Annotated in this window: 25 protein-coding genes; 8 read left to right on the forward strand and 17 right to left on the reverse strand. The window is 71.9% G+C overall.

Going from position 1 to position 22,462, the window contains the following annotated elements; translation table 11 throughout:
- Positions 1 to 10: 10 nt before the first annotated feature.
- A complete protein-coding gene (locus ACFYV5_RS33115) occupies positions 11 to 811 on the reverse strand; it encodes a tyrosine-protein phosphatase (RefSeq protein WP_355109010.1) in 801 nt (266 codons plus the stop codon).
- A 99-nt stretch (positions 812 to 910) separates the two neighbouring features.
- Between ACFYV5_RS33115 and ACFYV5_RS33120 the strand changes: the two genes are divergently transcribed.
- On the forward strand, positions 911 to 1,312 hold the full coding sequence (locus ACFYV5_RS33120) for a hypothetical protein (RefSeq protein WP_389174798.1): 402 nt from the start codon (positions 911 to 913) through the stop codon (positions 1,310 to 1,312).
- On the opposite strand, the gene ACFYV5_RS33125 is transcribed toward ACFYV5_RS33120, so the two are convergent.
- Together ACFYV5_RS33125 and ACFYV5_RS33130 are read right to left on the reverse strand one after the other, a co-directional pair.
- The gene (locus ACFYV5_RS33125; RefSeq protein ID WP_389174801.1) at positions 1,309 to 2,745 is read right to left on the reverse strand and encodes a DUF1996 domain-containing protein; all 1,437 of its coding nucleotides are present in this window, start codon (positions 2,743 to 2,745) and stop codon (positions 1,309 to 1,311) included. The genes ACFYV5_RS33120 and ACFYV5_RS33125 overlap by 4 nt on opposite strands.
- 53 nt (positions 2,746 to 2,798) lie before the next feature.
- Positions 2,799 to 3,794, reverse strand: coding sequence for an NAD-dependent epimerase/dehydratase family protein (locus tag ACFYV5_RS33130; RefSeq protein WP_389174804.1), 996 nt, complete (start codon positions 3,792 to 3,794; stop codon positions 2,799 to 2,801).
- A 198-nt stretch (positions 3,795 to 3,992) separates the two neighbouring features.
- On the opposite strand from ACFYV5_RS33130, the gene ACFYV5_RS33135 reads away from it, so the two are divergent.
- A complete protein-coding gene (locus ACFYV5_RS33135) occupies positions 3,993 to 4,562 on the forward strand; it encodes a hypothetical protein (RefSeq protein ID WP_389174807.1) in 570 nt (189 codons plus the stop codon).
- 45 nt (positions 4,563 to 4,607) lie between these two features.
- Positions 4,608 to 6,026: a PepSY-associated TM helix domain-containing protein gene (locus ACFYV5_RS33140; protein ID WP_389174809.1), complete on the forward strand. Its 1,419-nt coding sequence runs from the start codon at positions 4,608 to 4,610 to the stop codon at positions 6,024 to 6,026.
- On the opposite strand, the gene ACFYV5_RS33145 is transcribed toward ACFYV5_RS33140, so the two are convergent.
- The 4 genes from ACFYV5_RS33145 to ACFYV5_RS33160 form a co-directional block, all read right to left on the reverse strand.
- Positions 6,027 to 6,551 carry a winged helix-turn-helix domain-containing protein gene (locus tag ACFYV5_RS33145; RefSeq protein ID WP_355109022.1) on the reverse strand — a complete coding sequence of 175 codons (525 nt, stop codon included), beginning with the start codon at positions 6,549 to 6,551 and terminating at the stop codon, positions 6,027 to 6,029.
- 329 nt (positions 6,552 to 6,880) lie between these two features.
- Positions 6,881 to 7,912 (reverse strand): glutamine synthetase, encoded by a 1,032-nt coding sequence (glnII, locus tag ACFYV5_RS33150; RefSeq protein WP_355109024.1) that lies wholly within the window; start codon positions 7,910 to 7,912, stop codon positions 6,881 to 6,883.
- A 138-nt stretch (positions 7,913 to 8,050) separates the two neighbouring features.
- On the reverse strand, positions 8,051 to 9,193 hold the full coding sequence (locus ACFYV5_RS33155) for a hypothetical protein (protein WP_389174814.1): 1,143 nt from the start codon (positions 9,191 to 9,193) through the stop codon (positions 8,051 to 8,053).
- Complete coding sequence (locus tag ACFYV5_RS33160) at positions 9,190 to 10,587, reverse strand: hypothetical protein (protein WP_389174817.1); 1,398 nt, start codon at positions 10,585 to 10,587, stop codon at positions 9,190 to 9,192. Before ACFYV5_RS33160 ends, ACFYV5_RS33155 begins: the two co-directional genes overlap by 4 nt.
- Before the next feature lie 581 nt (positions 10,588 to 11,168).
- Between ACFYV5_RS33160 and ACFYV5_RS33165 the strand changes: the two genes are divergently transcribed.
- Positions 11,169 to 12,086, forward strand: a complete 918-nt coding sequence (locus ACFYV5_RS33165) for a Gfo/Idh/MocA family protein (protein ID WP_389174820.1) — start codon at positions 11,169 to 11,171, stop codon at positions 12,084 to 12,086.
- A 10-nt stretch (positions 12,087 to 12,096) separates the two neighbouring features.
- A complete protein-coding gene (locus ACFYV5_RS33170; protein ID WP_355109032.1) occupies positions 12,097 to 12,345 on the forward strand; it encodes a DUF2283 domain-containing protein in 249 nt (82 codons plus the stop codon).
- Here ACFYV5_RS33170 and ACFYV5_RS33175 read toward each other — a convergent pair.
- From ACFYV5_RS33175 to ACFYV5_RS33190, 4 genes are all read right to left on the reverse strand, one after another.
- Positions 12,342 to 12,932: a hypothetical protein gene (locus tag ACFYV5_RS33175; protein ID WP_389174824.1), complete on the reverse strand. Its 591-nt coding sequence runs from the start codon at positions 12,930 to 12,932 to the stop codon at positions 12,342 to 12,344. The genes ACFYV5_RS33170 and ACFYV5_RS33175 overlap by 4 nt on opposite strands.
- A gap of 77 nt (positions 12,933 to 13,009) precedes the next feature.
- Positions 13,010 to 14,422 (reverse strand): PLP-dependent aminotransferase family protein, encoded by a 1,413-nt coding sequence (locus ACFYV5_RS33180; protein WP_389174827.1) that lies wholly within the window; start codon positions 14,420 to 14,422, stop codon positions 13,010 to 13,012.
- Complete coding sequence (locus ACFYV5_RS33185; RefSeq protein ID WP_389174830.1) at positions 14,419 to 14,754, reverse strand: hypothetical protein; 336 nt, start codon at positions 14,752 to 14,754, stop codon at positions 14,419 to 14,421. Before ACFYV5_RS33185 ends, ACFYV5_RS33180 begins: the two co-directional genes overlap by 4 nt.
- 3 nt (positions 14,755 to 14,757) lie before the next feature.
- Positions 14,758 to 15,213, reverse strand: a complete 456-nt coding sequence (locus ACFYV5_RS33190) for a MarR family transcriptional regulator (protein WP_389174833.1) — start codon at positions 15,211 to 15,213, stop codon at positions 14,758 to 14,760.
- Between the two features lie 64 nt (positions 15,214 to 15,277).
- Here ACFYV5_RS33190 and ACFYV5_RS33195 point away from each other — a divergent pair, with 64 nt between their 5' ends.
- The gene (locus ACFYV5_RS33195; RefSeq protein WP_389174835.1) at positions 15,278 to 16,138 is read left to right on the forward strand and encodes an alpha/beta fold hydrolase; all 861 of its coding nucleotides are present in this window, start codon (positions 15,278 to 15,280) and stop codon (positions 16,136 to 16,138) included.
- Here the strand turns inward: ACFYV5_RS33195 and ACFYV5_RS33200 are convergent.
- A complete protein-coding gene (locus ACFYV5_RS33200) occupies positions 16,130 to 16,489 on the reverse strand; it encodes an arsenate reductase family protein (RefSeq protein WP_389174838.1) in 360 nt (119 codons plus the stop codon). The genes ACFYV5_RS33195 and ACFYV5_RS33200 overlap by 9 nt on opposite strands.
- Before the next feature lie 148 nt (positions 16,490 to 16,637).
- Here ACFYV5_RS33200 and ACFYV5_RS33205 point away from each other — a divergent pair, with 148 nt between their 5' ends.
- Complete coding sequence (locus ACFYV5_RS33205) at positions 16,638 to 16,913, forward strand: hypothetical protein (RefSeq protein ID WP_389174841.1); 276 nt, start codon at positions 16,638 to 16,640, stop codon at positions 16,911 to 16,913.
- Positions 16,914 to 16,986: 73 nt separating this feature from the next.
- On the opposite strand, the gene ACFYV5_RS33210 is transcribed toward ACFYV5_RS33205, so the two are convergent.
- The gene (locus ACFYV5_RS33210) at positions 16,987 to 17,829 is read right to left on the reverse strand and encodes an excalibur calcium-binding domain-containing protein (RefSeq protein WP_389174844.1); all 843 of its coding nucleotides are present in this window, start codon (positions 17,827 to 17,829) and stop codon (positions 16,987 to 16,989) included.
- A 204-nt stretch (positions 17,830 to 18,033) separates the two neighbouring features.
- Positions 18,034 to 19,443, reverse strand: a complete 1,410-nt coding sequence (gene glnA / locus ACFYV5_RS33215; RefSeq protein WP_355109050.1) for a type I glutamate--ammonia ligase — start codon at positions 19,441 to 19,443, stop codon at positions 18,034 to 18,036.
- A gap of 232 nt (positions 19,444 to 19,675) precedes the next feature.
- Between glnA and ACFYV5_RS33220 the strand changes: the two genes are divergently transcribed.
- The gene (locus ACFYV5_RS33220; protein WP_355109052.1) at positions 19,676 to 20,143 is read left to right on the forward strand and encodes an RDD family protein; all 468 of its coding nucleotides are present in this window, start codon (positions 19,676 to 19,678) and stop codon (positions 20,141 to 20,143) included.
- Between the two features lie 74 nt (positions 20,144 to 20,217).
- On the opposite strand, the gene ACFYV5_RS33225 is transcribed toward ACFYV5_RS33220, so the two are convergent.
- The 3 genes from ACFYV5_RS33225 to lipA all read right to left on the reverse strand — a co-directional run bounded on the left by ACFYV5_RS33225 (position 20,218) and on the right by lipA (position 22,369).
- On the reverse strand, positions 20,218 to 20,922 hold the full coding sequence (locus tag ACFYV5_RS33225; RefSeq protein WP_355109054.1) for a DUF4191 domain-containing protein: 705 nt from the start codon (positions 20,920 to 20,922) through the stop codon (positions 20,218 to 20,220).
- Between the two features lie 10 nt (positions 20,923 to 20,932).
- Positions 20,933 to 21,145, reverse strand: a complete 213-nt coding sequence (locus ACFYV5_RS33230) for a hypothetical protein (RefSeq protein ID WP_355109056.1) — start codon at positions 21,143 to 21,145, stop codon at positions 20,933 to 20,935.
- Between the two features lie 255 nt (positions 21,146 to 21,400).
- The gene (lipA, locus tag ACFYV5_RS33235; RefSeq protein ID WP_355109058.1) at positions 21,401 to 22,369 is read right to left on the reverse strand and encodes a lipoyl synthase; all 969 of its coding nucleotides are present in this window, start codon (positions 22,367 to 22,369) and stop codon (positions 21,401 to 21,403) included.
- Between the last annotated feature and the right edge of the window lie 93 nt (positions 22,370 to 22,462).

A 22,462-nucleotide genomic window follows, 5' to 3' on the forward strand; every position in this document is an offset into this window, starting at 1 on the left:
GCGGCGCGCCTCAGGCCTCGTACACGGTCAGCCGCTCGCGGATCACGTCCGTCACCTCGTCCGGGACGCCCAGACCCTCCCGTACGTACTTCTCCATCGAGCCGTGCCGCACCGCCACCTCGTCGAGCGCCGCCTCCAGGTACTCCGGTACGACCCCGATCAGCGCCAGCGCCAGCTCGGGATCGCCGCCCTGCGCCGTGAAGCCCTCGATCATCGGCGCGAAGGCCAGCCGGACGGCCGGGTTGACCGACAGGTACTCCGCCATGACCGTCTCCTCGTCCGCACCGAGCAGCGACAGCACGATCGTCGTCGCCCAGCCGGTGCGGTCCTTCCCGGCGGTGCAGTGGAAGAGCAGTGGGCCGGCGTGCGGATCACCCAGTTCGCCGAGGAAGGCCCGGTAGGAGGCGCGCGCGGAGTCGGTGCTCACGAAGGCCCGGTAGGTCCGCAGGAAGGCCTCCTGCGCCCGGCCCCCGCCGAGGTGCCTCTCGGCCAGTGCCGGGTTGGCCAGCAGCTTCTTCAGCATGGCGGCGGGCGGCAGGCCGCTGGCGGCCAGGTGGTCGGCGAGCACGTCCGCGATCAGCAGCCGCCCGCCCGGCGGAAGGCGGTCGGGCCGGTCGGCGCGCTCGTTCTCGGTGCGGAAGTCGACGACCGTACGGATGCCGAGCGCCGCCACCACGGGCTCGGTGGGGTCGAACCGGTCGAGCTGGGCGGACCGGAAGACCCGGCCCGGGCGGACGCCGCGCCCCTCGCCGAGGGGGAGGCCGCCCAGGTCACGGAGGTTGGCGACGGTGGTCGCGGGGATGGCGGGCATGGCGTCGACTCCTCCATATCGGTACCTATCGCCCAAACCGTAACCGATCGGATTCCGCTCACCCTGGCGCGACCGGGCGGGCAGGATGGACGGATGCTGATGCGTACGCGACGAACGGTGACGGTGGGGGCGGTGGTTTCGCTCGTGCTGCTGACGGGGTGCGCGTCGGCGCCGCCCGAGGAGGCGATCGGCACCCTGGAGCAGATCGCGGAGCGCGCCGGCTGCGCCCCGGACCTCCAGACGGACGCGGCGGAGCTGCGCCAGGCGAAGTGCGCGACGGACGACGGGACGTACGTCCTGACCACCTTCACCACCGACCGTGGGCAGCGCGAGTGGCTCAACCAGGCCAAGGATTACGGCGGTTCGTATCTCGTCGGCCGCAAGTGGACCGTCTCGGGCGACGCGGGGACCGTGGAGAAGGTACGCGAACGGCTCGGCGGTCAGGTCGAGACCACCGAGCCGCACGCACCGCACGCGTCGCATTCCCCCGGACACCACTAGGAGCAGCGGCGCCCCTCGTTGATGCAGCTCACCACCCTCCGCATCAGCCGTTCGTCGAAGACGTTGATGAAGTCGCCGTGGTCGGTCACCGGTTTGTGCAGCTGCTCGGGGAACGAGTCGACGGCGAAACCGGGGCCGGGGGGAACGTCGTAGACGATCCGCTGCACGAGCTGCGGGATGGCCCGGAAGCCGTTGCCGCAGCGCCCGCTCGCCGGGTCGGCGAAGGCCACATGGGTCCGGTGGTTGGCGCTGTCGGTGTTCCGCCCGTCCCAGCAGCTCTGGAACCGGAACGTCCGCACCACCTTGCTGCCCTCGGGGCAGATCGGGTACTTGTCCTTCAGCTGCCGGTCCTCGAAACCGGTGCACGACCATGACGCGTTGGCGTTGGCGTCGCCGTTGGTGAACGCCTTGGCGTCCCCCGTGATGATCCGCAGGAAGCGCGGCATCGCGGTGACCTTGGAGACCGGACTGCCGACGAAGTTCAGCGTGACCTGCGCGGGCGTCTGGATCTCGCCCACGTTCTGGTCCTTGCCGCCGCCGTCGGCCTCGGCGTCGTCCTCCGCCTGCCCGTTCTGCAGCCGCAGGACGGGCCAGTAGTAGGTGGACCGGTCACCCTGGTTGCGGCAGGTCGTGCGGCCCCGGGCCAGGTCGTCGTCGCCGGCGAAGGCGTCGTTGGCCTGGTTGCCGACGTAGTCGTGCATGTGGTGCGCGCCGTTGCTCACGCCCGGAGCGACGATGACGTTGTCCGGGTTGAACTTGCCGTTCTGGTTGCGTCCGCAGTCCGTGGCGAACGTGCCGCGCGAGGCGCCGGAGCGCTGCCGTGGCTTCCGCACGTTGGGCTGGACGGACCGGATGTCGACGAAGTCGGAGGCCACGGGCCCGTTTCCGGACTGCCCCTCTTCCGCCGGCTCCTCGTCGCCGTTGCCGTCCTCGTTGCCGTCCCCGTCCTCGTTCCCGTCGCCGGCCCCGCCGTCGTCGTCGGCGCGCAGCGTGCAGGGCGCGAGTTCCACCAGGTTCTGGGGAGCGTCCCCCTCGCGGTCGATGAGGGCCACGATCCGCTGCAGGATGACCAGCCGCTCGTTCCGCAGCGGAGCGAGGATCTGCTGCTCGGCGAAGGCGGGATCGCTCTCCACCCGCTCCTTGCTGTCGGCGAAGCGCTGGTACGCGACGGTGATCTGGCTGTCCAGCGTGGCGAGTTCCCGGTCCACCGCACCCCGCACGGCCTCCGGCACCTCGGTCAGCGCCTCCGCGGCATCGGGACAGTCGATCGTCGAGACCGCGTTCTGCCGATCGGGCGGCGGCGGATCGCCCCGGCCCTCACCGGCCGAGGCATAGACATTGGCGGCGATCAGGCCGCCCCCGCCCAGGATCAGGGCGACGGAGGCGGCCACCACTCGTTTCGCGCGTGTCGAACGTTTTCGTGTGCGTCGCATGGGACTTCATACGGACGACACGCCCCACGCGTTCAGCCGAGCCGGCCCGGACATCAGTCCGAGAGGAGCGGGGCCTCACGTTCCGGGGAGAGGCCCACCGACGGCCGGTCCGGGCGCTGTGGCGCCGCCCCGCCGATCGACTCCAGCCACTCCCAGGTGCCGCGCACCGTCTCCTCCACCGGGCGGCAGCGCAGCCCCGCCGCGAGCGCCTTGGAGACATCGGCGGTGTGCATCGCGTCGTACAGCTCGCCCGGCGGGATCCAGACCGGCAGATCCGACCAGGGCTCGACACCGGCCGCGAGAATCGTCTCCGCGTCGGTCCAGCGCAGCTCGGCGTCCGAGCCGGTCACCCGCACACAGGCGTCGAGCAGCTCGCCCGTGGTGGTGTGCCCGGGCGGCGAGACCAGGTTGTACGGCCCCGAGAGCCCGGCCTCGGCCGCGTCGAGCGTCCACTCGGCCAGATCGCGCGCGTCGATGTACTGCAACGGCAGCGAGCGGGGCCCCGGCGCCAGGACCGGCCCGCCCCGCGCGATCCGCCCCAGCCACCAGGGCAGCCGGCCCACGTTCTCGTACGGGCCGATGATCAGCCCCGCGCGCACGAGGAGTGTCCGGTCGGCGCCGAACGCGTCGACGGCCGCCAGCTCGCCGCCCCGCTTGGCCTCCGCGTACGGCACCTCGCCGGCGTCCGGCGAGCCCTCCACCAGCGGACCGTCCTCCGCCAGACCCGCCGCGGGCGGCCAGGCGTACACCGAACGGCTCGATATGTAGACATAGCGGTCCACGCGGTCCGCGAGCAGCCGGGCGGCGTCGCGGACCGCCGAGGGCGCCGCGGACCAGGTGTCCACGACCATGTCCCACGCGGGCTTTTCGTCGGAGGTGAGGGAGGCCAGTCCGTCCGGGGTCGTACGGTCGCCGAGCAGCGTCCGGGTCCCGGCCGGCGGCTCGTGCCGGCCACGGTGGAAGACCGTCACGTCCCAGCCTCGGGCGAGCGCGGCCTCGGCCACGGCACGCCCCACGAATTCGGTTCCGCCCAAGATCAGAAGTCTCATGCCACGACTGTGCACGGTCGGACCCGCCGGCACACAGGAGTTCCTCTACGGGAGAAACACGGAGGCGGTCTCCCGCACCGGAGAGCGGGATGCCACCATGTCCGCATCATGACGGACGCCCGCTCGCCGATACGCGCCCTGCGAGCCGCACTCTTCGCGGCGGTGTGCGTGGCCTTGTCGGCCATAGGGCATTCGTCCATGTCCGCGCATGATGTCCCCGCGGGATCGCTGTACGTGGCCTTCGCCGTCACCGGCGCGATGGCGTGGCTGGCGGGTGGCCGCCGACGCGGCGTGTACGCGATCTCCGGAGGTCTGGCCGCCGTGCAGACGGCGCTGCACCTGATCTTCTCCGCGGGCGGAGCGCACGCCGGGGGTGCGGTTCTCACGGCCCCGGTGGACCACGCGGCGACGGCACACACAGCCACGACGGACCACGCGGCCATGGCACACACCACCATCGGGACGGCCGGCGGCCACACCTCCCTCGGCATGGCCGCCGCCCACCTCCTCGCCGCGCTGATCTGCGGCCTCTGGCTGGCCAGGGGCGAGGCCGCGCTCTTCGCGCTCGCCCGGACCGTCGCGGCCCTCGCCTTCACCCCCCTCCGCCTGCTGCTCGGTGTCGTCCCCGTACCCGAACTCCCGCACGCGGTACGCCCGCTCGCGCCCACCCGCCGACTGCACGGCGTCGTCCTCGCGCACACCCTCTCCCGGCGCGGCCCGCCCCGGCTGTCCGTACCCCGCGCCACAGCCCTCGGAGCACACGTCTGACCCGGGGGCCGATTCCCCCTGTCGACACCGACTCCGAGGACAGTCATGACCATCGACGATCCCGCGCGCCCGGACACCGCCGAAGCGCCCCCCGCCGACGCCCCGGCACCCCCGCCCACGACCACCGGGACCTGGAGCGCGCTGCGCCCCCTCGTCCTGCGACTCCACTTCTACGCGGGCGTGCTCATCGCCCCCTTCCTCCTGATCGCCGCGACCAGCGGCCTGCTGTACGCGCTCTCCTTCCAGGCGGAGAAGGTCCTGTACGCGCACGAGCTGGAGGTCCCCGTCGGGGACCGGGCCCTGCCGCTCTCGCAACAGGTCCACGCGGCCACGAAGGTGAACCCGAACGGCACCGTCACCGCCGTCTGGCCCTCCTCCGAGCCGGGCGCCACCACCCGCGTCCTGATGGCCGACCCGGACGTCGCGGAGGGCACGTCGCTCGCCGTCTTCGTCGACCCGTACACCGCCGAGATACGGGGACAGCTGCCCAGCTACGGCAGTTCGGGCGCGCTGCCGCTGCGCACCTGGATCGACGAACTCCACCGTGATCTCCACCTCGGCGACCTCGGCCGCAATTACAGCGAGCTGGCCGCCAGCTGGCTGTGGGTGATCGCCCTCGGCGGCCTGATGCTCTGGATCGGCCGCCGCAGGAAGAGCCGTCGCGAGCTCCTCGTACCGGAGCGCGGCCCGAAGTCCCGCCGCCGCACCCTCTCCTGGCACGGCGCCGTCGGCCTGTGGGCGGTGACCGGACTCGTCCTGCTCTCCGCCACCGGTCTGACCTGGTCGCGGTACGCGGGGGAGAACATCGGCGCGGTCCAGGACCAGCTCGGGGGCGCCACCCCGACCGTCTCCGCCACGCTCGACGGCGCCGCGCCCGGCGGCTCCACCGGGCACGAGGGCCACGGCACCGGCCACCAGGCCCCGGCCACCGGAAGCCCGGACGTCGGCATCGACCGGGTCGTCGAGGCGGCCCGCGCGAAGGGAATCGAAGGCCGGACCTCCGTCGTCCTGCCCACCGAGGGCAAAGGCTATGTCGTCAAGGAGACCGACACCCAGTTCCCCGTCCACCTGGACTCGGTGGCGGTGAACCCGGCCGACGGCACCGTCATGGACGAACTCCGCTTCGCCGACTACCCGGTGCTCGCCCAGCTGACCCGTTTCGGCATCGACGCCCACACGGGTGTCTTCCTGGGCCTGTTCAACCAACTCGCCCTCGCGGCCCTCGCGCTCGCCCTCATCCTGCTGATCCTCTGGGGCTACCGGATGTGGTGGCTGCGCCGCCCCGGCCGGCCGGTCGCGCGCGGGGCCTGGCGAAGGATCCCGCCCACGATGCTGCTGCCGCTCCTCGCGGCGACGGCCCTCGTCGGCTGGTTCGTCCCCATGCTCGGCCTCAGTCTGGTGGCGTTCCTGGTGGTCGACCTCGCCCTCGGCCTGGCGGCCCGGGCGAGGTCCGGGGCGGCCTGATCAGGGCGTGTACTTGTAGCCGACCCGCCGCACGGTCTGGATCGTGCGGCGGTGCTCGGCGCCCAGTTTGCGGCGCAGCCGCGCCACATGGACGTCGACGGTGCGCCCGTCGCCGACATGCCCGTACCCCCACACCGTCGTGACCAACTGGTCACGGGTGTGGACCCGGTGGGGGTGGGCGACGAGGTGGGCGAGCAGCTCGAACTCGAGGTACGTGAGATCCATCGGCCGCCCGTCCACCACGGCGATCCGCCGCACGGTGTCGATGGACACCGGCCCCGCCTGCTCGGCCGCGGCCGGCTCCGGCGCCTGCTGGCCGGCGGGCAGCAGCACCAGGTACCCGACCATCGGCGGCCGCCCCGGCACCGTGGGCAGCACGTGCGGAGGCGCGGGCAGCAGCGTGGCACCGGGCGGCAGGAGGTCCGCCACCCGGGAGAGGTCGACGACCTCGTCCGGGTCGACGGCACGGAGCCGGTGACGGCCGGGACGGACGGCTGTGAGGGAAGCACTCTGGGTGTGGGCCATGAGAGGTCAGCTCTTTCGCGCGGAGAAACGGACGGAGAGGTCTCGTACGTCGTGCGCGTCGGCCGAAGGCCAGGGGCTTTAGAGGGCCGACGCGTTCCTCACGCGCCGACAGCACCGGTCGAAGTCGTGGTGCTGACGGGAAGGCCAGAACGGCTCGAGGTCGAGGCGACCCGTCGAGGTGTCGTTCTGTGTGATGGCCATATCCCTATTGAACCAGAAGGGAATCCCACCGACGACCCCCTCCCCGGCCAAAAGCCCTTCCCGGTACGGCGAAAGGGGCGCCCACCGATCACGGTGGGCGCCCCTCAGGCGTCGTGCGGGGGTGCGGATCAGACCTGGCCGGCCTTCTCCAGGGCCTCGCAGCAGGTGTCGACCAGCAGACGCGTCACCACGTAGGGGTCCACGTTCGCGTTCGGGCGACGGTCCTCGATGTAGCCCTTCTGGTCCTGCTCGACCTGCCACGGGATACGGACCGAGGCGCCGCGGTCCGAGACGCCGTAGGAGTACTCGTCCCACGGGGCGGTCTCGTGCAGGCCCGTCAGGCGGTCGTCGATGCCCGCGCCGTAGTTCTTGACGTGGTCGAGCGGCTTCGAGCCCTCGCCCAGGGACTCGCACGCGGTGATGATCGCGTCGTAACCCTCGCGCATCGCCTTCGTGGAGAAGTTGGTGTGCGCGCCCGCGCCGTTCCAGTCGCCCTTCACCGGCTTCGGGTCCAGCGTCGCCGAGACCTTGAAGTCCTCGGCCGTGCGGTAGAGCAGCCAGCGGGCCACCCACAGCTGGTCCGCGACCTCCAGCGGCGCCAGCGGGCCGACCTGGAACTCCCACTGACCGGGCATGACCTCGGCGTTGATGCCGGAGATGCCCAGGCCCGCCTTCAGGCAGTTCTCCAGGTGCGCCTCGACGACGTCACGGCCGAAGATCTCGTCGGCGCCGACACCGCAGTAGTAGCCGCCCTGCGGAGCCGGGAAGCCGCCGACCGGGAAGCCGAGCGGGCGCTCGCCGTCGAAGAAGGTGTACTCCTGCTCGATGCCGAAGATCGGCTCCTGCGCGGCGTACTTCGCGTAGACCTCGGCCAGCGCAGCGCGCGTGTTCGACTCGTGCGGCGTCATGTCCGTGTTCAGGACCTCGCACATCACCAGGATGTCGTCGCCGCCGCGGATCGGGTCCGGGCAGACGAAGACCGGCTTGAGGACACGGTCCGAGGCGTGGCCCTTGGCCTGGTTCGTGCTGGATCCGTCGAAGCCCCAGATCGGCAGCTCGGCGAGGGTGGCGCCCGCACCCGGCAGAATCTTCGTCTTCGAGCGAAGCTTCGCGGTCGGCTCGGTGCCGTCGATCCAGATGTACTCAGCCTTGAAGGTCACGGGCCTCATCCTTTTGCGTGCTGCTGCGGGAAGCGTGCTGCGGCTCGCGACGCTGCGAGAGCTGCGGTGTCTGTGTCTGCGCGCAGCTTGGCAACACCGGATTTCCCGTCCGTTGCCCGTTTGTGAACCCCGTGTTACTCAGCAATCCGGTGTTTCCCGCAGCCGCTGTGCGATCACCTGGGCGTTCAGCAGCGAACCGAGGCCGGCAGCGGTGACACGCCGCGCGACCTCGGCGTACGTCGTCCCGAGCGCTTCCGCCGTCCGCCCCAGGTGCCAGTCGCAGTCCGCGAGACGGCGCAGCAGATGACCCCGCCGGATCTGGTTCTCGGAGAGCCGGAAGCTCTTCAGATACAGCGTGCGCCCCTTGCGGTCGGCGATCAGCTCACCGATGTGCTGCTCCTCACCCGTCCGCCGGAACGGGGGGAGGAAGCGGTACAGATAGGAGGAATCCATCCGGTACACCCGCTCGAAGGCGTACGAGGTGCCCAGCAGGTCCCGCGCCATCAGGCCGTCGTGCGCCTCCGCCCAGGACCGCTCCTGCGCCCGGGCCGCCGCCCGCAGGTCCGCGAGGGTGCGGACCGAGCCGCCCTCGTCCCGGATGCGCGCCGTGAACTCCGGCACCGGAGCACCGTAGAAGGCGTACTGGTGCACCAGCTCCCCGTACAGGTCCTCGACCAGCGTGGGGTGCAGGACGCGGTAGTCCTCCGGGTGCGGGACGACGAACGCCGCCGCCAGGGAGTCGGCGACGTACAGCATGAGCCCGCACTGCCCCGGGTGGATCTCGAAGATCCGCAGCGCCTCCCCGAGCCCCGGCACACGCCACCCCGCGTACGCCGCCTCGGCGCGCGGCGACAGGCCCCGGCGTACCGCCTGCCGGGACCATTCGTCCCAGACGATGGACGGCCCGCCGAAGTGGAGCGCCAGATAACCCTCCAGGGCCAGATGGAGAGGGAGGAAGCGGAGCCTCTTCCCGCCGTGCCGCCGCTTGGCGAGACGGTGATGGCGGCGTACGGGAACGGCATGCGGCGCGTCGTCGCCGAGCCGGGTGCCGTACGCCGCCGACTCGCGCTCGTCGCCGGACCAGTCCGCGACGAGGCCGTGCGGGATGTACGAGGTGTACGTCGTACGGTCACCGAGGTCGACCGCGCCACCACCCCCGTACACCTCCCGGTGGAGCCGCAGCCCCTCCACCGGCTCGGGCCTGACCAGGGGAACCAGCCGGACGCCGCCCCAGACCTGGGCGGGCCGGACCTCCAGACCGGTCAGATCGATCCGGGTCACCGGGACGCCTCCTTCAGGAACAGCTCCACACGCCGGTCCAGATACGCCCGGAGCTCCGCGAGCCCGGTCCGCCCCTCGACGAACTGGGCGATCTCCACCAGCGCGGCCAGGTCCTCCGCGTCCCTGATCCCCGCGGTCGGCACGCTCGGCGCGAGCCGGCGCACGTCGAAGCCGTCGGCGTCGTATACGGGGTTCACATGGATCGCGCTCGTCCGCCGCTCCGGGTCGAGCCGGGTCCGCCAGACGCGCAGCACCTCGCCGGCGAGCCCCGGCGGCGCGTTGTCCCAGCCGTCCGAGACGATCACCAGCCGGTCGGGTGCCGGACCCTCCAGGGCGTCGAGGATCCTCGTCCCCAGCGGGGTCGGCCCCCACGGCCGCACGAGCAGCGGATCGTCGGCGCCCGAGGTCCAGTGCGCGGAGTACGCCCCCGGTGCCGCGAGCGCTTCGAGGAGGAAGTGGCAGCCCAGGGCGACCGCGAGCGGACGGCGTCGCTTCACGGCCGAACCGGAGGCCGAGTAACTGTCGTCGAGGACCGCCGCGACCCTGCCCCAGCTGCCGGCGTACGGCCCCGCCACCCGGCCCGCGGCCGCCCGCAGCGCGGCCGTCAGCTCGGCGCGGCGGGTCACCCGCTCCCCGAAGGGGAGGGAGAGGACGTAGAGCGCGAGCCGGGTCAGCGGCATGACGGTCAGATCGGTCGCCCGTGCCGTACGCAACCGCTCCAGGCGCGTCATCCGGGGCGCGATCCGCTCCAGGAAGACCTCCCGCGGTACGCCGTGCTTCGCCGCGAACCCCTCGGCGACGGTGAACGGCAGCTCGTACAGCGCGCCCTGCTCGTAGTGCGCGCGGCGGTGGGCGTCGAGGAGCGCGTGCTCGTAACGGACCCGGCGGCCGGGCGCGAAGAGGAAGTCGCCCGATTCGGCGTGGGGGAGGGGGAGATGGGCGTGACGAGCGGCGGTCTTCAGGCCGGCGCGGTACTTGACGGCGTCGTGCCCGAGGTCGGCGCGACCGGCGAGCCACTCGCGGACGATCGCGCGCGTGCGGCGGTTGTTGACCTTGGCGGCGCGCAGGGCGCGGAACAGCCGGTACACCCGCTGCGGAGGCAGCCGCGTGAGCCGCGCGGCGATCAGCCGCCCTTCCTGTTTCCCGGCCTCCTTGGGGGTGCGCAGAAGGTGCTCGACGATCAGGGCCGCGTTGTGGTCGTTGATGTCGAGGGCGAGCGCGGCGGCGTACACCGGGCGGTAGTTGACCCGGACGTACTCGTGGAGGAAGGCGAGGGACAGCCTCTGCTCACCGGCCGAGGAGCGGAACTCCCGCTGCCCGGTGGCGGTGACGGCCGCGTTGACGAAGAGCAGGACGTCCTCGGCGGCGATCAGGTCGGAGAACGTCTCCTGCATGGGCCCCCTCCCAGTGGCATGGGTGCCGGTCGGGGAATGGGGGCGCGAACAGCGAAAACGTTGCTTCAGAGGCAGGTCCCGGAAGTCGCACCGGAGTCCCGCGACCGGCGACCGAAAACGTAGCACCGGGGGAGGGGAGGAGGCCCACCGTTTTCCGATCGGCGTCCCCGGCAGGGCCGGTGCGCCGGTGCCCACCCTCACCCCGCTGTGGGCAGGCGCCTCGCTGGGCCGGTACCCACCCCCACGCCCGTGTGGGCAATCGTCCCGCAGGGCGGGACGGGTGGGCACACGGGACGGCGCCCTTGCCGGGCCCAGGCTCCCCGTGCCTGGGGTGCCCACGGGTGCGGCGCCGTCGTGGGGTTGTGCCCACCCGTTCCGCCCTGCGGAACGAATGCCCACAACCCCCGGGGTGAGGGTGGGCGCCGCCCCGCGGGACGGGGGCCGCAACCCTGAGGGTGGGGTGGGCGCCGCCCTGCGGGACGGGGGCCGCAACCCTGAGGGGAGGGCGGGCACCGCCCTGCGGGACGGGGGCCCCTGGGGGCGGCGGACCCGCAGCGCGCGTGGACCGGCAGACTAGGGGCATGACCACGCTCCTCCGCCGCCCGCCCCGTATCGGACTCCTCGGCACCGGCCCCTGGGCCGCCCGCACCCACGCCCCCGCGCTCGCCGCGCACGACGGCGTCGAGTTCGTCGGGGTGTGGGGCCGGCGGGCCGAGGCGGCGGCCGAACTCGCCGGCGCCCACGGCACGACGGCGTACGACGACGTGGACGCGCTGTTCGCGGCCTGCGACGCCGTCGCCTTCGCCCTGCCCCCGGACGTCCAGGCCCCCCTCGCCGTCCGCGCCGCGGCCGCCGGCTGCCATCTGCTGCTGGACAAGCCCGTGGCGACGACGCCCGGGGCGGCCCGCGAGGTGGCGGAGGCGGCCGAGAAGGCCGGCGTCGCGTCCGTGGTCTTCTGCACGCTCCGCTTCGCGGAGCCGACCGCGCGGTGGATCGACGAACAGGCGGCGGCGGGCGGCTGGTTCCTGGGCGAGGCGCACTGGCTCGGCTCGCTGTACGCCGCCGGTTCGACGAGCGCGTACGCCGACTCGCCGTGGCGCCGCGAGAAGGGCGGCCTCTGGGACGTGGGCCCGCACGTGCTCTCCGTGTACCTGCCGGTGCTCGGCGACGTCACCGAGGTGACGGCCGCACGGGGCCCGGCCGACACCCGGCACCTGGTCCTGCGGCACGCCTCGGGCGCGAGCAGCACGGCGACGCTGACCCTCTCCGCCCCGCCGGAGGCGGCGGAGGCCGCGCTCACGCTGTACGGCGAGCGCGGCCGGGCCGTGATGCCGGCGTGGGACGGGGCGTCGGGGGCGTTCGGCGGGGCGGTGGACGCCCTCGTCGAGTCGGCGCGGACGGGGGTGCCGCACGCGTGCGACGCCCGGTTCGGGGCGCGGCTCACGGAGATCCTGACCCGCGCGGAGGAGGCGGCGGGCCCGAGCGGGCCCACCGCCTGAGGGGCCGGCCGTGCGAGTCGAGTACGACGCGGAGGCGGACAACGCGTACATCTACCTCGTCGACACGATCGCCCCGGGCGAAGCCGTCCAGCAGGTGATCGCCGGGGACGACATGACGGCGGTGCTCGACCTCGACTCCGAGGGTCGGCTCCTGGGCATCGAACTGTTCGGTGCCGGGCGCCGTCTGCACCCCCGTCTCATGGAGATCGCCGAACACATCGGACGAACCGGGCAGGACGCTCCCCGAGACACCCCCTAACCCACCCGCTCGATCCTGGCGTCGCGGATCAGGAACTTGCCCGGCTCGCGGACCTGTTCGAAGGCCGCGTCGTTGAGCAGCACGCAGCTGCCGGAGGTGGACGTGACCTCGACGGTGGTCGACCTGGCGTTGTCGAGGTTGGTCACCTTGAGGCGCGTACCGAGCGGGAACTGGTTGCTCGACGCGGCCGGGGCCCCGCCCTCGCCGGAGAGCGTGACGGTGGAACCGGCGCAGACGACGTCCCCGGAACCGCCACCCCCGCCTGCGGAGGTGGCCGCCTCCGCACCGCCGTCGCCCGCGTCCGCCCCCGCATCCTCGCCCCCACACCCCGACGCCGCCTGCTTGCGCCGGATCTCGGCGATCACCGCCTCCCGGTTGTCGATCCGCGCCTGCGACAGCGCGTCCGGTTTCGCGCGCTGGTCCGCGATGAACCGCTCGTTGTTCGCGAGCGCCGTGGCCAGGCCGTCGCAGGCCACGGACGCCTGACTCGTACCGGTCAGCACCACCGCCGTTCCCCCGGCGAGCACGAGGGCTCCCGCCAGCAGCGCGATCTTCCTCTTCCGGCTGAGCGTTTTCCTGCGTGACACGTGAGGCTCCGTTCGTCTCCTGTCGGTTCCTGTGGCGTCAGATACGAGGAGCGCACCGGTTGTGCTCAACGCGCGCGTCAGCGCAGTACGGAACCCAGGGCCTTGCACAGCGCGTCGAGGGCCCCGCCGTACAGCCGCTCAGGTGGCGTCGCGTACCCCACCACCAGCCCGTCCACCCCGTGCTCTCCTACGCCTCCGACCGCGTCCGGATGCCGGTATCCGCTCAGCCCCTCCACCGCGACCCCATGCCGCTCCGCCGCCGTGAGGGCCGCGCCCTCCGTCCCCGGCGGGAGCTCCACCACGGCGTGCAGCCCGGCGGCGATCCCCGTCACCCGCACCTCCGGCACCCGCTCGGTGAGCACCCGCACCAGCCGGTCACGGCGCTCGCGATGGCGCCGGCGCATCCGCCGCACATGCCGGTCGTACGCGCCCGAGGCGAGGAAGGCGGCGAGGGTGAGCTGCTCGGTGGCGGAGGAGTACGGCTCGCGCGCGCCCTTCGCCGCCACCACACCGTCCACCAGCCCGCCCGGCAGCACCATCCAGCCGATCCGGAGAGCGGGGGAGAGGCTCTTGCTGACGGATCCGACGAGGACCACGCGCTCCGGGCCGAGGCCCTGGAGCGCGCCGACGGGCCGGCGGTCGTAGCGGAACTCCCCGTCGTAGTCGTCCTCCAGGACGAACCCGCCGGTCGTCCGCGCCCAGTCGACGGCGGCCGCGCGCCGCTCGTGGTGCAACGGTCCGCCCGTCGGGAACTGGTGCGCGGGCGTGAGCAGCACCGCGCACGGCCCCCGGCGGATGTCGCCGACGCGCGCCCCCTCCTCGTCGACGGCCACCGGCACGGTACGGACCCCGGCCTCCGCGAGCAGCCCCCGGTGGAAGGGGAGCCCGTACGCCTCCACCGCCCACGGCCCGGGCACGACCCGGGTGAGGAGCCGCAGCGCGTGGGCCGCGCCCGAACAGACCACGATCCGGTCCGGCCCCGTCCGCACCCCGCGCACCCGCGCCAGATACGCGGCGAGCTCCCGCCGCAGCTCCACGCGCCCCCGGGGATCGCCGATGCCGAAGGCGTCGTGCGGCGCGGCCGTCAGCGCCCGCCGCGCCGAGGCCAGCCAGGCCGTACGGGGAAAGGCAGCCGGGTCCGGCTTGCCCTGGACGAGGTCGTACGGGAGCGCTCGCACCGTGTCCCGTGGCGCGCCCTCGACCTCCGGCGCCGCGACCCGTTCGGCGACCCGGGTCCCCGATCCCTGACGGGAGGTCAGCCAGCCCTCGGCGACCAGCTCCGCGTACGCGTCGGCGACGGTGTTGCGGGCCACGCCCAGGTCGGCGGCGAGCGACCGGTAGGGCGGCAGCCGTGTCCCGGCAGCCAGCCGCCCGCTCCGTACCGCCTCGCGCAGGGCCCTGATCAGCACGGCCCGCCGACTGCCCGCGCCCGTCAGCTCCAGGTGCAGATCGACGCCGAGGACCTCGGCGACCCCGCTCCCCTCACTCACGCGGGCACCCGGGCCCGGTCCATGACGGCGGCCATGTCGCCCTCGGGCAGGGCGGGGTTACCGCCCGCCGCGTAGGCCAGGTCCTCCTGGCCGAGAGCTTCCCGGAGCCGGCGGAGGGGGAGGCGCGGGTCGCCGGTCGCGTCGCGCCGCGTCCCGCCGAGCCGTACGTACACGCGCATCAGGACCTCCTCCGGGGTGTCCGGGTGGTGCACGGCCAGGCACTGGTCCACCACGGGGTCCTCGTCCTGGGCGAGCAGACGCAGCAGCAGCGGTGCCGGGAGCGCCGGGTTGTCGGCGACCCCCTCCAGCGCCGATGAGTAATGCGCGACCATGTGTCAGTCCTCCATGTGGTCGGCGGCCATGATCTCCCGTACGCCGGCCAGGAACCGCCGCACGGTGTCCACCTCCCCCGCGTCGAACTGCCGCAGCAGCGCCACCGTCCCCTCGATCAGCGGCCCGAAGGACGCCCGGCCCAGGTCCTTGGCGCTCTCCTCGATCCGGAGCAGCACGCGGCGCCGGTCGCGGTCGTCCCGTACCCGGGCGAGGTGGCCGAGCCGTTCGAGGCGGTCGATGACGGCGGTCGTCCCGGCGGAGTTGAGGCCGAGCTGGGCGCCGAGCCATCCGGGGGTCGCGTCCGTTCCGGCGCGCTCGGCGTCGAGCAGGCAGAGCAGGGCCCGGACGTCCGTGGTGTGCATGCCGTTGCGGGTGGCGAACTCGCCCTGCCGCAGCCCGAATTCGACGGTGACCGCACGTAGCAGATGAAAAATCCGCACCTCCGACGACTCTGTCATTCCGTCGCCCTCCCTCCTATTATCTCGCTCAGCGAGATTATTGCCGAGCGAGAGGCCGTCCGCCATGCCCGTGTCCGCCGCCGTCTCCGGAACCTTCCTGGCCGCCTACGACGCGGTCCTCGCCCGCTGGCCCGCCGGCACCACCACCTCCGAGCGGGTCACAGCGCACGGCACGACCCATCTGATCAGCTACGGCCCCGAGGACGCCCCGCCCGTCCTTCTCCTGCCGGGCGGCGGCGCCACCGCCACCGGCTGGTACGCCACGGCCGCCACGCTGGGCCGGACCCACCGCGTCCATGCCGTCGACCTGATCGGGGAGCCGGGCCGCAGCGTCCCGGAGGACGGCAACCCCCTCCGTACGGCCGACGACCTCGCCTCCTGGCTCACCAGTCTCCTCGACGCCCTGGACCTCCGCTCCGCGCGTCTGGTGGGCCACTCCTACGGCGCCTGGATCGCCCTCCGGTACGCCCTGACCGCACCGGCCCGGGTCGACCGGCTCGTCCTCCTCGACCCCACGAACTGCTTCACCGGCTTCAGCCCGCGCTATCTGCTCCGGGCCCTGCCGATGCTGCTGCGCCCCACCCCGGCCCGGAACGCCGCGTTCCTGCGGTGGGAGACGGGCGGCGCGCGGCTCGACCCGGAGTGGCGGCACCTGGCCGCGCTGGCCGCCGACTTCCCCACCGTCCGCCCGGTCACCGGCCCGCGTCCGACGGCGGCGGAGCTGAACACCCTGCGACCGCCGACGCTCGTTCTCCTCGCCGAGCGCAGCCGCGCCCACGACATCGCCAGGGCGGCGGCCCGGGCACGGGCGGCCGTCCCCGGGGTGGAGACGGCCACGCTGTCCGGGGCCACGCACCACACCCTGCCGGTGGGGTCCCCTCCGGAGACGTACGACCGGATCGCGGGCTTCCTGGGGTCAGCGTGACAACGCGTCCCGTACGGCCTCGTCCGTCCGCGCCACCACGGCCGTACCGTCCTCCGCGGTGATGATCGGCCGCTGGATCAGCTTCGGATGCGCGGCGAGCGCCTCCACCCACCGCTCCCGGCTCGCCTCGTCCCGAGGCCACTCCTTCAGCCCCAGCTCCTTGGCGACGGCCTCCTGAGTCCGCGTGATGTCCCAGGGCTCCAGACCGAGCCGCTCCAGGACGTCCCTGATCTCGTCCGCGCTCGGTACGTCCTCCAGATAGCGTCGGACGGTGTACTCGGCCCCCTCGGCATCGAGCACACCGAGGGCGCTGCGGCACTTGGAACAGGCGGGATTGATCCAGATCTCCATGCGCCCCACGCTACCCCCTCCGGCCTGCTCCACCACCCCCCAAACACCCTCTGGCCAGGGGCGATTGTCAGTGGGGGCGCCTAAAATAGGGGGTGAAGGTGAGGGTCCCGGGGAGGGCCCGCACCCACCGTTCGTCAGGAGGACGCCCATGGCCGTCGCCATGATCCGGACCCCGTCCATCGAACCCTGGAAGCCCCTCCGGAAGCAGCCGCTCCCCGCGGGCCGCCCCCGCGAGTGGTACATCACCCACAACCGCCGCCTGAAGGCCATGCGCCTCGCGATCGCCCTGCTCGACGCGGGCGTTCACGACCCGGCGAAGGCCGGCAACGCGAAGATACGCATCACGGCCGAACTCCTCGGCATCCACCCGCCCTCGGAGACCACCTGCCGGATGGTCCGCGCCCTGATCCGCTACGGCCGCTGACCCCGAAGCCGAAGAACGGCCGGAGGCCCGGAGAGCACCTGCTCTCCGGGCCTCACCACGTCGGACACCGCCCTCACTCGCAGCCGACGCCGTCCCCGTCCCTGTCGAGGTGACGCCCGTAGCCCGGGTCGCCCCGGCGGATCGGATCGGCACCGGCGGCCCGCACGGCGGCGCAGTTCGCGTAGGAGACGACGGAACCGCTGCCGCCGGAATCATCCGAGTCGTCCTGCGTGGGCCTCGGAGCCGGGGTGGTGCGCTGGGGCTTCGGCGTCGGCTTGGGCTGAGGCGCCTGGCTCTGCGTCGGCGCCTGGGTAGGCGTCTTCGAGGGCTCCGGACGCAGGTCCGTACCCGTCCGGGCGGGGCAGTTCGTGCCCGGCGCCACAAGGTGGACGTTCGCGTCCGCGTACTCCGCCACGAGCCGGGTGCCGGCCGCCGGGCCCTGGAAGCAGACGATCCAGGCCGTGTGGTTCGCGGGCAGGCTGACGTCGTCGAAGGCGCTGTCCGCCCTCAACTCCCCGTCGACCAGGGCCTCCACGGTGGCCTCCGCCTCCGAGAACGCCTTGCCGACGACGTTCGGCATCACGAGATCCACGCTCGGCGAGGGGCTCGCGGAAGCGGAGGCAGACGCCGAAGCCGTCGCCGAGGCCGCCGCCTTCGGCTTGGCGTCGTCCTTCTTCTCGGCCGGCGAGTCGCCGAAGAACGGAAGCAGGAACCATATCCCCGAGACCACGGTGGCCACGATCTTCTGCGTCCGACTCCACGGACCCAGCCATGCCAGCGCGATACCGGCGGGCGGCAGCACGACCAGGGCCACGATGATCAGCGCCGGATGCTGCCACCATCGCCGCCGTACCGGCGGGGGAGCCTGGGGCCCGTAAGGGTTCGGGTACGGCTGAGCGGGCTGGTTCGGGTACACGGCGCTCCTGGCAGCAGGGCCGCTCGACGAGCGGCGATGAGATGCGGGGGAATCGTAGACTCCAGGTGAAGATCGCCGTACAGGTGTTGCACAGATCGTGACCCGGCGACGGAGAGCCCCGGGACACGCCGAGGCCCCGCCGCTCCGGAAGGAGCGACGGGGCCTCGGTTCGGTTCGGCAGGTCGATCCGGTCGACCGCGCGATCTAGAGGTCGAAGTAGAGCTCGAACTCGTGCGGGTGCGGGCGCAGCTGGATCGGGGCGATCTCGTGCGTGCGCTTGTAGTCGATCCAGGTCTCGATCAGGTCGGAGGTGAAGACACCGCCGGCCTGCAGGTACTCGTTGTCCGCCTCGAGGGCGTCGAGGACCGCCGGGAGGGAGGTCGGGACCTGCTGGACGTTCGCGTGCTCCTCGGGAGCCAGCTCGTAGAGGTCCTTGTCGATCGGCTCGGCCGGCTCGATCTTGTTCTTGATGCCGTCGAGGCCCGCGAGGAGCAGCGCCGAGAAGGCGAGGTACGGGTTCGAGGACGGGTCCGGGGCGCGGAACTCGACGCGCTTGGCCTTCGGGTTCGAGCCCGTGATCGGGATGCGCATGGCCGCGGAGCGGTTGCGCTGCGAGTAGACCATGTTGACCGGGGCCTCGAAGCCGGGGACCAGGCGGTGGTACGAGTTCACCGTCGGGTTGGTGAAGGCCAGCAGCGACGGGGCGTGCTTCAGGATGCCGCCGATGTAGTAGCGGGCGGTGTCCGACAGGCCCGCGTAGCCCTGCTCGTCGTAGAACAGCGGGTCGCCGTTCTGCCACAGCGACTGGTGGACGTGCATGCCCGAGCCGTTGTCGCCGAAGATCGGCTTCGGCATGAAGGTCGCGGTCTTGCCGTTGCGCCAGGCGACGTTCTTCACGATGTACTTGAAGAGCATCAGGTCGTCGGCCGCGGCGAGCAGCGTGTTGAACTTGTAGTTGATCTCGGCCTGGCCGGCGGTGCCGACCTCGTGGTGCTGGCGCTCGACCTGGAGGCCGACGTTCTCCAGCTCCAGGGAGATCTCCGCGCGCAGGTCGGCGAAGTGGTCGACCGGCGGGGCCGGGAAGTAGCCGCCCTTGTAGCGGACCTTGTAACCACGGTTGTCCTCGACCTTGCCGGTGTTCCAGGCGCCGGCCTCGGAGTCGATGTGGTAGAAGCCCTGGTTCGCCGAGGTCTCGAAGCGCACCGAGTCGAAGACGTAGAACTCGGCCTCGGGGCCGAAGTACGCGGTGTCGGCGATGCCGGTGGAGGCGAGGTACGCCTCGGCCTTCTTCGCGATGTTGCGCGGGTCACGGCTGTACTGCTCGCCCGTGATCGGGTCGTGGATGAAGAAGTTGATGTTCAGCGTCTTGTCGCGGCGGAACGGGTCCAGGCGGGCCGTCGACAGGTCGGCGCGCAGCGCCATGTCGGACTCGTGGATGGCCTGGAAGCCGCGGATCGACGAGCCGTCGAACGCGAGCTCCTCGGACGGGTCGAACGCCGTCGCCGGGATCGTGAAGTGCTGCATCACTCCCGGAAGGTCACAGAAACGGACGTCGACCATCTTGACGTCATTGTCCTTGATGAACTTCTTGGCCTCGTCGGCGTTCTGGAACATCCAACTCCTCCTACTCCCGGCCCGGGGAGGGGCGGGGTTGCAGCTCGGTCGTGCGGCCAGTGCGGTGGCACACGCTGGACCCGACCATAGGCAGACGGGATTTCTCAAGCATGACCCATTTGTTTCGCCCAAGTTAACCGGGGCGGGTGCGGTCGGCATCGCGAGGCCCCGCCTCCCGCCCGACCGCGACCCGGGCCGAAGTGATCAAAAACGGGCACAGTACCGTGGACGCGTGGACAACAGGCAAGCAATGGGATCGTGGCTCTCGGGACCGCGCGCGGCGGCCGAGGACGCAGGTGTGGACTTCGGTTACCGCGGGCAGCAGCTCGGACTTCCCGAGGAGGGACCCGGCTCGATCGCCCGCCCCGGGCGCAGGATCGGCGCTCTCGCCCTCGACTGGGCGCTGTGCATGCTGATCGCATACGGCCTGGTCACGGACGGCTACAGCCAGGCGACCGGCAACTGGGCCCTGGTCATCCTGCTCGTCCTGAGCGTGCTGACGGTCGGCACCGTCGGGTCCACCCCCGGCAAGAGGCTCTTCGGGCTCCGGGTCGTCTCGGTGAACGGCGGCCGGCTCGGCTTCCCCCGTGTGGCCCTCCGCAGCATCCTTGTCTGCCTCGCCGTCCCGGCCCTCATCTGGGACCGTGACGGCCGCGGCCTCCACGACCGCTTCTCCGGCGCCGTACAGGTCCGGATCTGAGACGCGTACGAAGACACGAGAAGGGGCGCCCCGGAACCGATCGGTTCCGGGGCGCCCCTTCTTCGTCGCTCTCGTCAGCGCATCTTTCCGCCGCGCGGCATCCGCATGCCCTTCGGCATCGGGCCCTTCGGCACCGGCATGTTGCTCATCAGGTCGCCCATGGCGCGAAGCCGGTCGTTGGTCGCCGTCACCTGCGGGCCGGAGAGCACCCGCGGAAGCTTCAGCATCTTCGTCCGGACCTGCTTCAGCGGCACCTGACCCTCGCCGTTGCCGACGATGATGTCGGTCACCGGGACGTCCACGACGATCCGGGCCATCTTCTTCTTCTCGGCCGCGAGCAGCGGCTTCAGCCGGTTCGGGTTGCCCTCGGCCACCAGCACGATGCCGGCCCTGCCGACCGCGCGGTGCACGACGTCCTGGCTCTTGTTCATCGCGATCGCCGGAGTCGTCGTCCAGCCGCGTCCGATGTTCTGCAGGACCGCGGCCGCCGCGCCGGGCTGCCCCTCCATCTGGCCGAAGGCCGCGCGCTCGGCACGCCGTCCGAAGACGATCGCCATCGCGAGCAGCGCCAGGATGAAGCCCAGGATGCCCAGATAGACCGGGTGCCCGATCAGGAAGCCGATCGCGAGGAGGACACCGAGTACGACGATGCCCACGCCCGCGACGACAAGCCCGACCTTCGGATCGGCCTTTCGGGTCATCTTGTACGTGAGGGCGATCTGCTTCAGTCGCCCTTGGGTCGCAGCGTCACCGCTGCCCGTGTTTGCCTTCCTCGCCATGTCCTGAAGTTTACGTGGCCCGGGAAGCGCGGCCTGCCACCGCCTCCAGCACGTGCTGAGCCTCGACCCGGTCCTTGGCCCGGCGACGGTCCTCCAGGACGGAGGTCCAGGCGTTGCGGCGGGCGGTCCGCTGGCCGCTGCCGAGCAGCAGGGACTCGACGACGCGCAGGGCGTCGGTGACGGACGGGATCGCGGTGGCGCGGACGTGGGTCGCGGCCTGCATGACGGGGTCCTCCCTCAAGCATGGATGAGATGAGGTGGGGGGTTACGGCATCGTGTGTGGCGGTGAGTGACACGAGGCTCACAGATTGGTGTTACCAGGGCGTGACCCGGCGGTCAAACACTGATGAAGCGTTGATACGGCCATCTGTACGGATCCGGAAACGCCGCCGCGGCCCGTACGACACCTTGACCTGGGGGTGCGTACGGACCGCGGCGAATCCGGCCATTACCGGCGGGTAACTGCTTGTGCGTGAATTCACACAGCCTGGGTGGCGTTGTCGACCGCACCGCGCTTCTCGATCGCCTGCTGGAACAGACGCCCCGCGCGATAGGAGGACCGCACCAGCGGGCCCGACATCACGCCGGAGAAGCCGATCTCGTCGGCCTCCTCCTTCAGCTCCACGAACTCCTGCGGCTTCACCCAGCGCTCCACGGGGTGGTGGCGCACCGACGGGCGCAGGTACTGCGTGATGGTGATCAGCTCGCAGCCGGCCTCGTGCAGCTGCCGCAGCGCCTCGCTGACCTCCTCACGGGTCTCGCCCATGCCGAGGATCAGGTTCGACTTCGTGACCAGACCGTAGTCACGGGCCTTCGTGATGACGTCCAGCGAACGCTCGTAGCGGAACCCGGGGCGGATGCGCTTGAAGATCCGCGGCACCGTCTCGACGTTGTGCGCGAAGACCTCGGGGCGGGAGGCGAAGACCTCGTCGAGGAGCTCCGGCACCGCGTTGAAGTCGGGAGCGAGCAGCTCCACCTTCGTACGGCCGTCCGCGCGGTTCGCGGTCTGCTCGTGGATCTGGCGCACGGTCTCCGCGTACAGCCAGGCGCCGCCGTCCTCCAGGTCGTCGCGCGCGACGCCGGTGATCGTGGCGTAGTTCAGGTCCATCGTGACGACCGACTCGCCCACGCGGCGCGGCTCGTCACGGTCCAGCGCCTCCGGCTTGCCCGTGTCGATCTGGCAGAAGTCGCAGCGCCGCGTGCACTGGTCACCCCCGATGAGGAAGGTGGCCTCGCGGTCCTCCCAGCACTCGAAGATGTTGGGGCAGCCCGCCTCCTGGCAGACCGTGTGCAGGCCCTCGCTCTTCACGAGACTCTGCATCTTCGTGTACTCGGGGCCCATCTTCGCCCGGGTCTTGATCCACTCGGGCTTGCGCTCGATGGGGGTCTGGGCGTTACGGACCTCCAGGCGCAGCATCTTGCGTCCGTCGGGTGCGACTGCGGACACGACCGGCTCCCTGTAGCTTCGATTCTTCGGCGCACACCAGGGTACGCCCGTCGTTCGTACGGTTTTACGTCTGGCCAACCTCTGGCCAGGACC

This window comes from Streptomyces sp. NPDC003035, from assembly GCF_042888285.1.
GTDB lineage: Bacteria > Actinomycetota > Actinomycetes > Streptomycetales > Streptomycetaceae > Streptomyces.

Excerpts from the sequence above, each read along its gene's own strand:
- ACFYV5_RS33115 (WP_355109010.1), bottom strand. The coding sequence starts at position 811 with ATGCCCGCCATCCCCGCGACCACCGTCGCCAACCTCCGTGACCTGGGC.
- ACFYV5_RS33120 (WP_389174798.1), top strand. The coding sequence starts at position 911 with ATGCGTACGCGACGAACGGTGACGGTGGGGGCGGTGGTTTCGCTCGTG.
- ACFYV5_RS33125 (WP_389174801.1), bottom strand. The coding sequence starts at position 2,745 with ATGCGACGCACACGAAAACGTTCGACACGCGCGAAACGAGTGGTGGCC.
- ACFYV5_RS33130 (WP_389174804.1), bottom strand. The coding sequence starts at position 3,794 with ATGAGACTTCTGATCTTGGGCGGAACCGAATTCGTGGGGCGTGCCGTG.
- ACFYV5_RS33135 (WP_389174807.1), top strand. The coding sequence starts at position 3,993 with ATGTCCGCGCATGATGTCCCCGCGGGATCGCTGTACGTGGCCTTCGCC.
- ACFYV5_RS33140 (WP_389174809.1), top strand. The coding sequence starts at position 4,608 with ATGACCATCGACGATCCCGCGCGCCCGGACACCGCCGAAGCGCCCCCC.
- ACFYV5_RS33145 (WP_355109022.1), bottom strand. The coding sequence starts at position 6,551 with ATGGCCCACACCCAGAGTGCTTCCCTCACAGCCGTCCGTCCCGGCCGT.
- ACFYV5_RS33160 (WP_389174817.1), bottom strand. The coding sequence starts at position 10,587 with ATGCAGGAGACGTTCTCCGACCTGATCGCCGCCGAGGACGTCCTGCTC.
- ACFYV5_RS33165 (WP_389174820.1), top strand. The coding sequence starts at position 11,169 with ATGACCACGCTCCTCCGCCGCCCGCCCCGTATCGGACTCCTCGGCACC.
- ACFYV5_RS33185 (WP_389174830.1), bottom strand. The coding sequence starts at position 14,754 with ATGGTCGCGCATTACTCATCGGCGCTGGAGGGGGTCGCCGACAACCCG.
- ACFYV5_RS33190 (WP_389174833.1), bottom strand. The coding sequence starts at position 15,213 with ATGACAGAGTCGTCGGAGGTGCGGATTTTTCATCTGCTACGTGCGGTC.
- ACFYV5_RS33195 (WP_389174835.1), top strand. The coding sequence starts at position 15,278 with ATGCCCGTGTCCGCCGCCGTCTCCGGAACCTTCCTGGCCGCCTACGAC.
- ACFYV5_RS33200 (WP_389174838.1), bottom strand. The coding sequence starts at position 16,489 with ATGGAGATCTGGATCAATCCCGCCTGTTCCAAGTGCCGCAGCGCCCTC.
- ACFYV5_RS33205 (WP_389174841.1), top strand. The coding sequence starts at position 16,638 with ATGGCCGTCGCCATGATCCGGACCCCGTCCATCGAACCCTGGAAGCCC.
- glnA (WP_355109050.1), bottom strand. The coding sequence starts at position 19,443 with ATGTTCCAGAACGCCGACGAGGCCAAGAAGTTCATCAAGGACAATGAC.
- ACFYV5_RS33225 (WP_355109054.1), bottom strand. The coding sequence starts at position 20,922 with ATGGCGAGGAAGGCAAACACGGGCAGCGGTGACGCTGCGACCCAAGGG.
- ACFYV5_RS33230 (WP_355109056.1), bottom strand. The coding sequence starts at position 21,145 with ATGCAGGCCGCGACCCACGTCCGCGCCACCGCGATCCCGTCCGTCACC.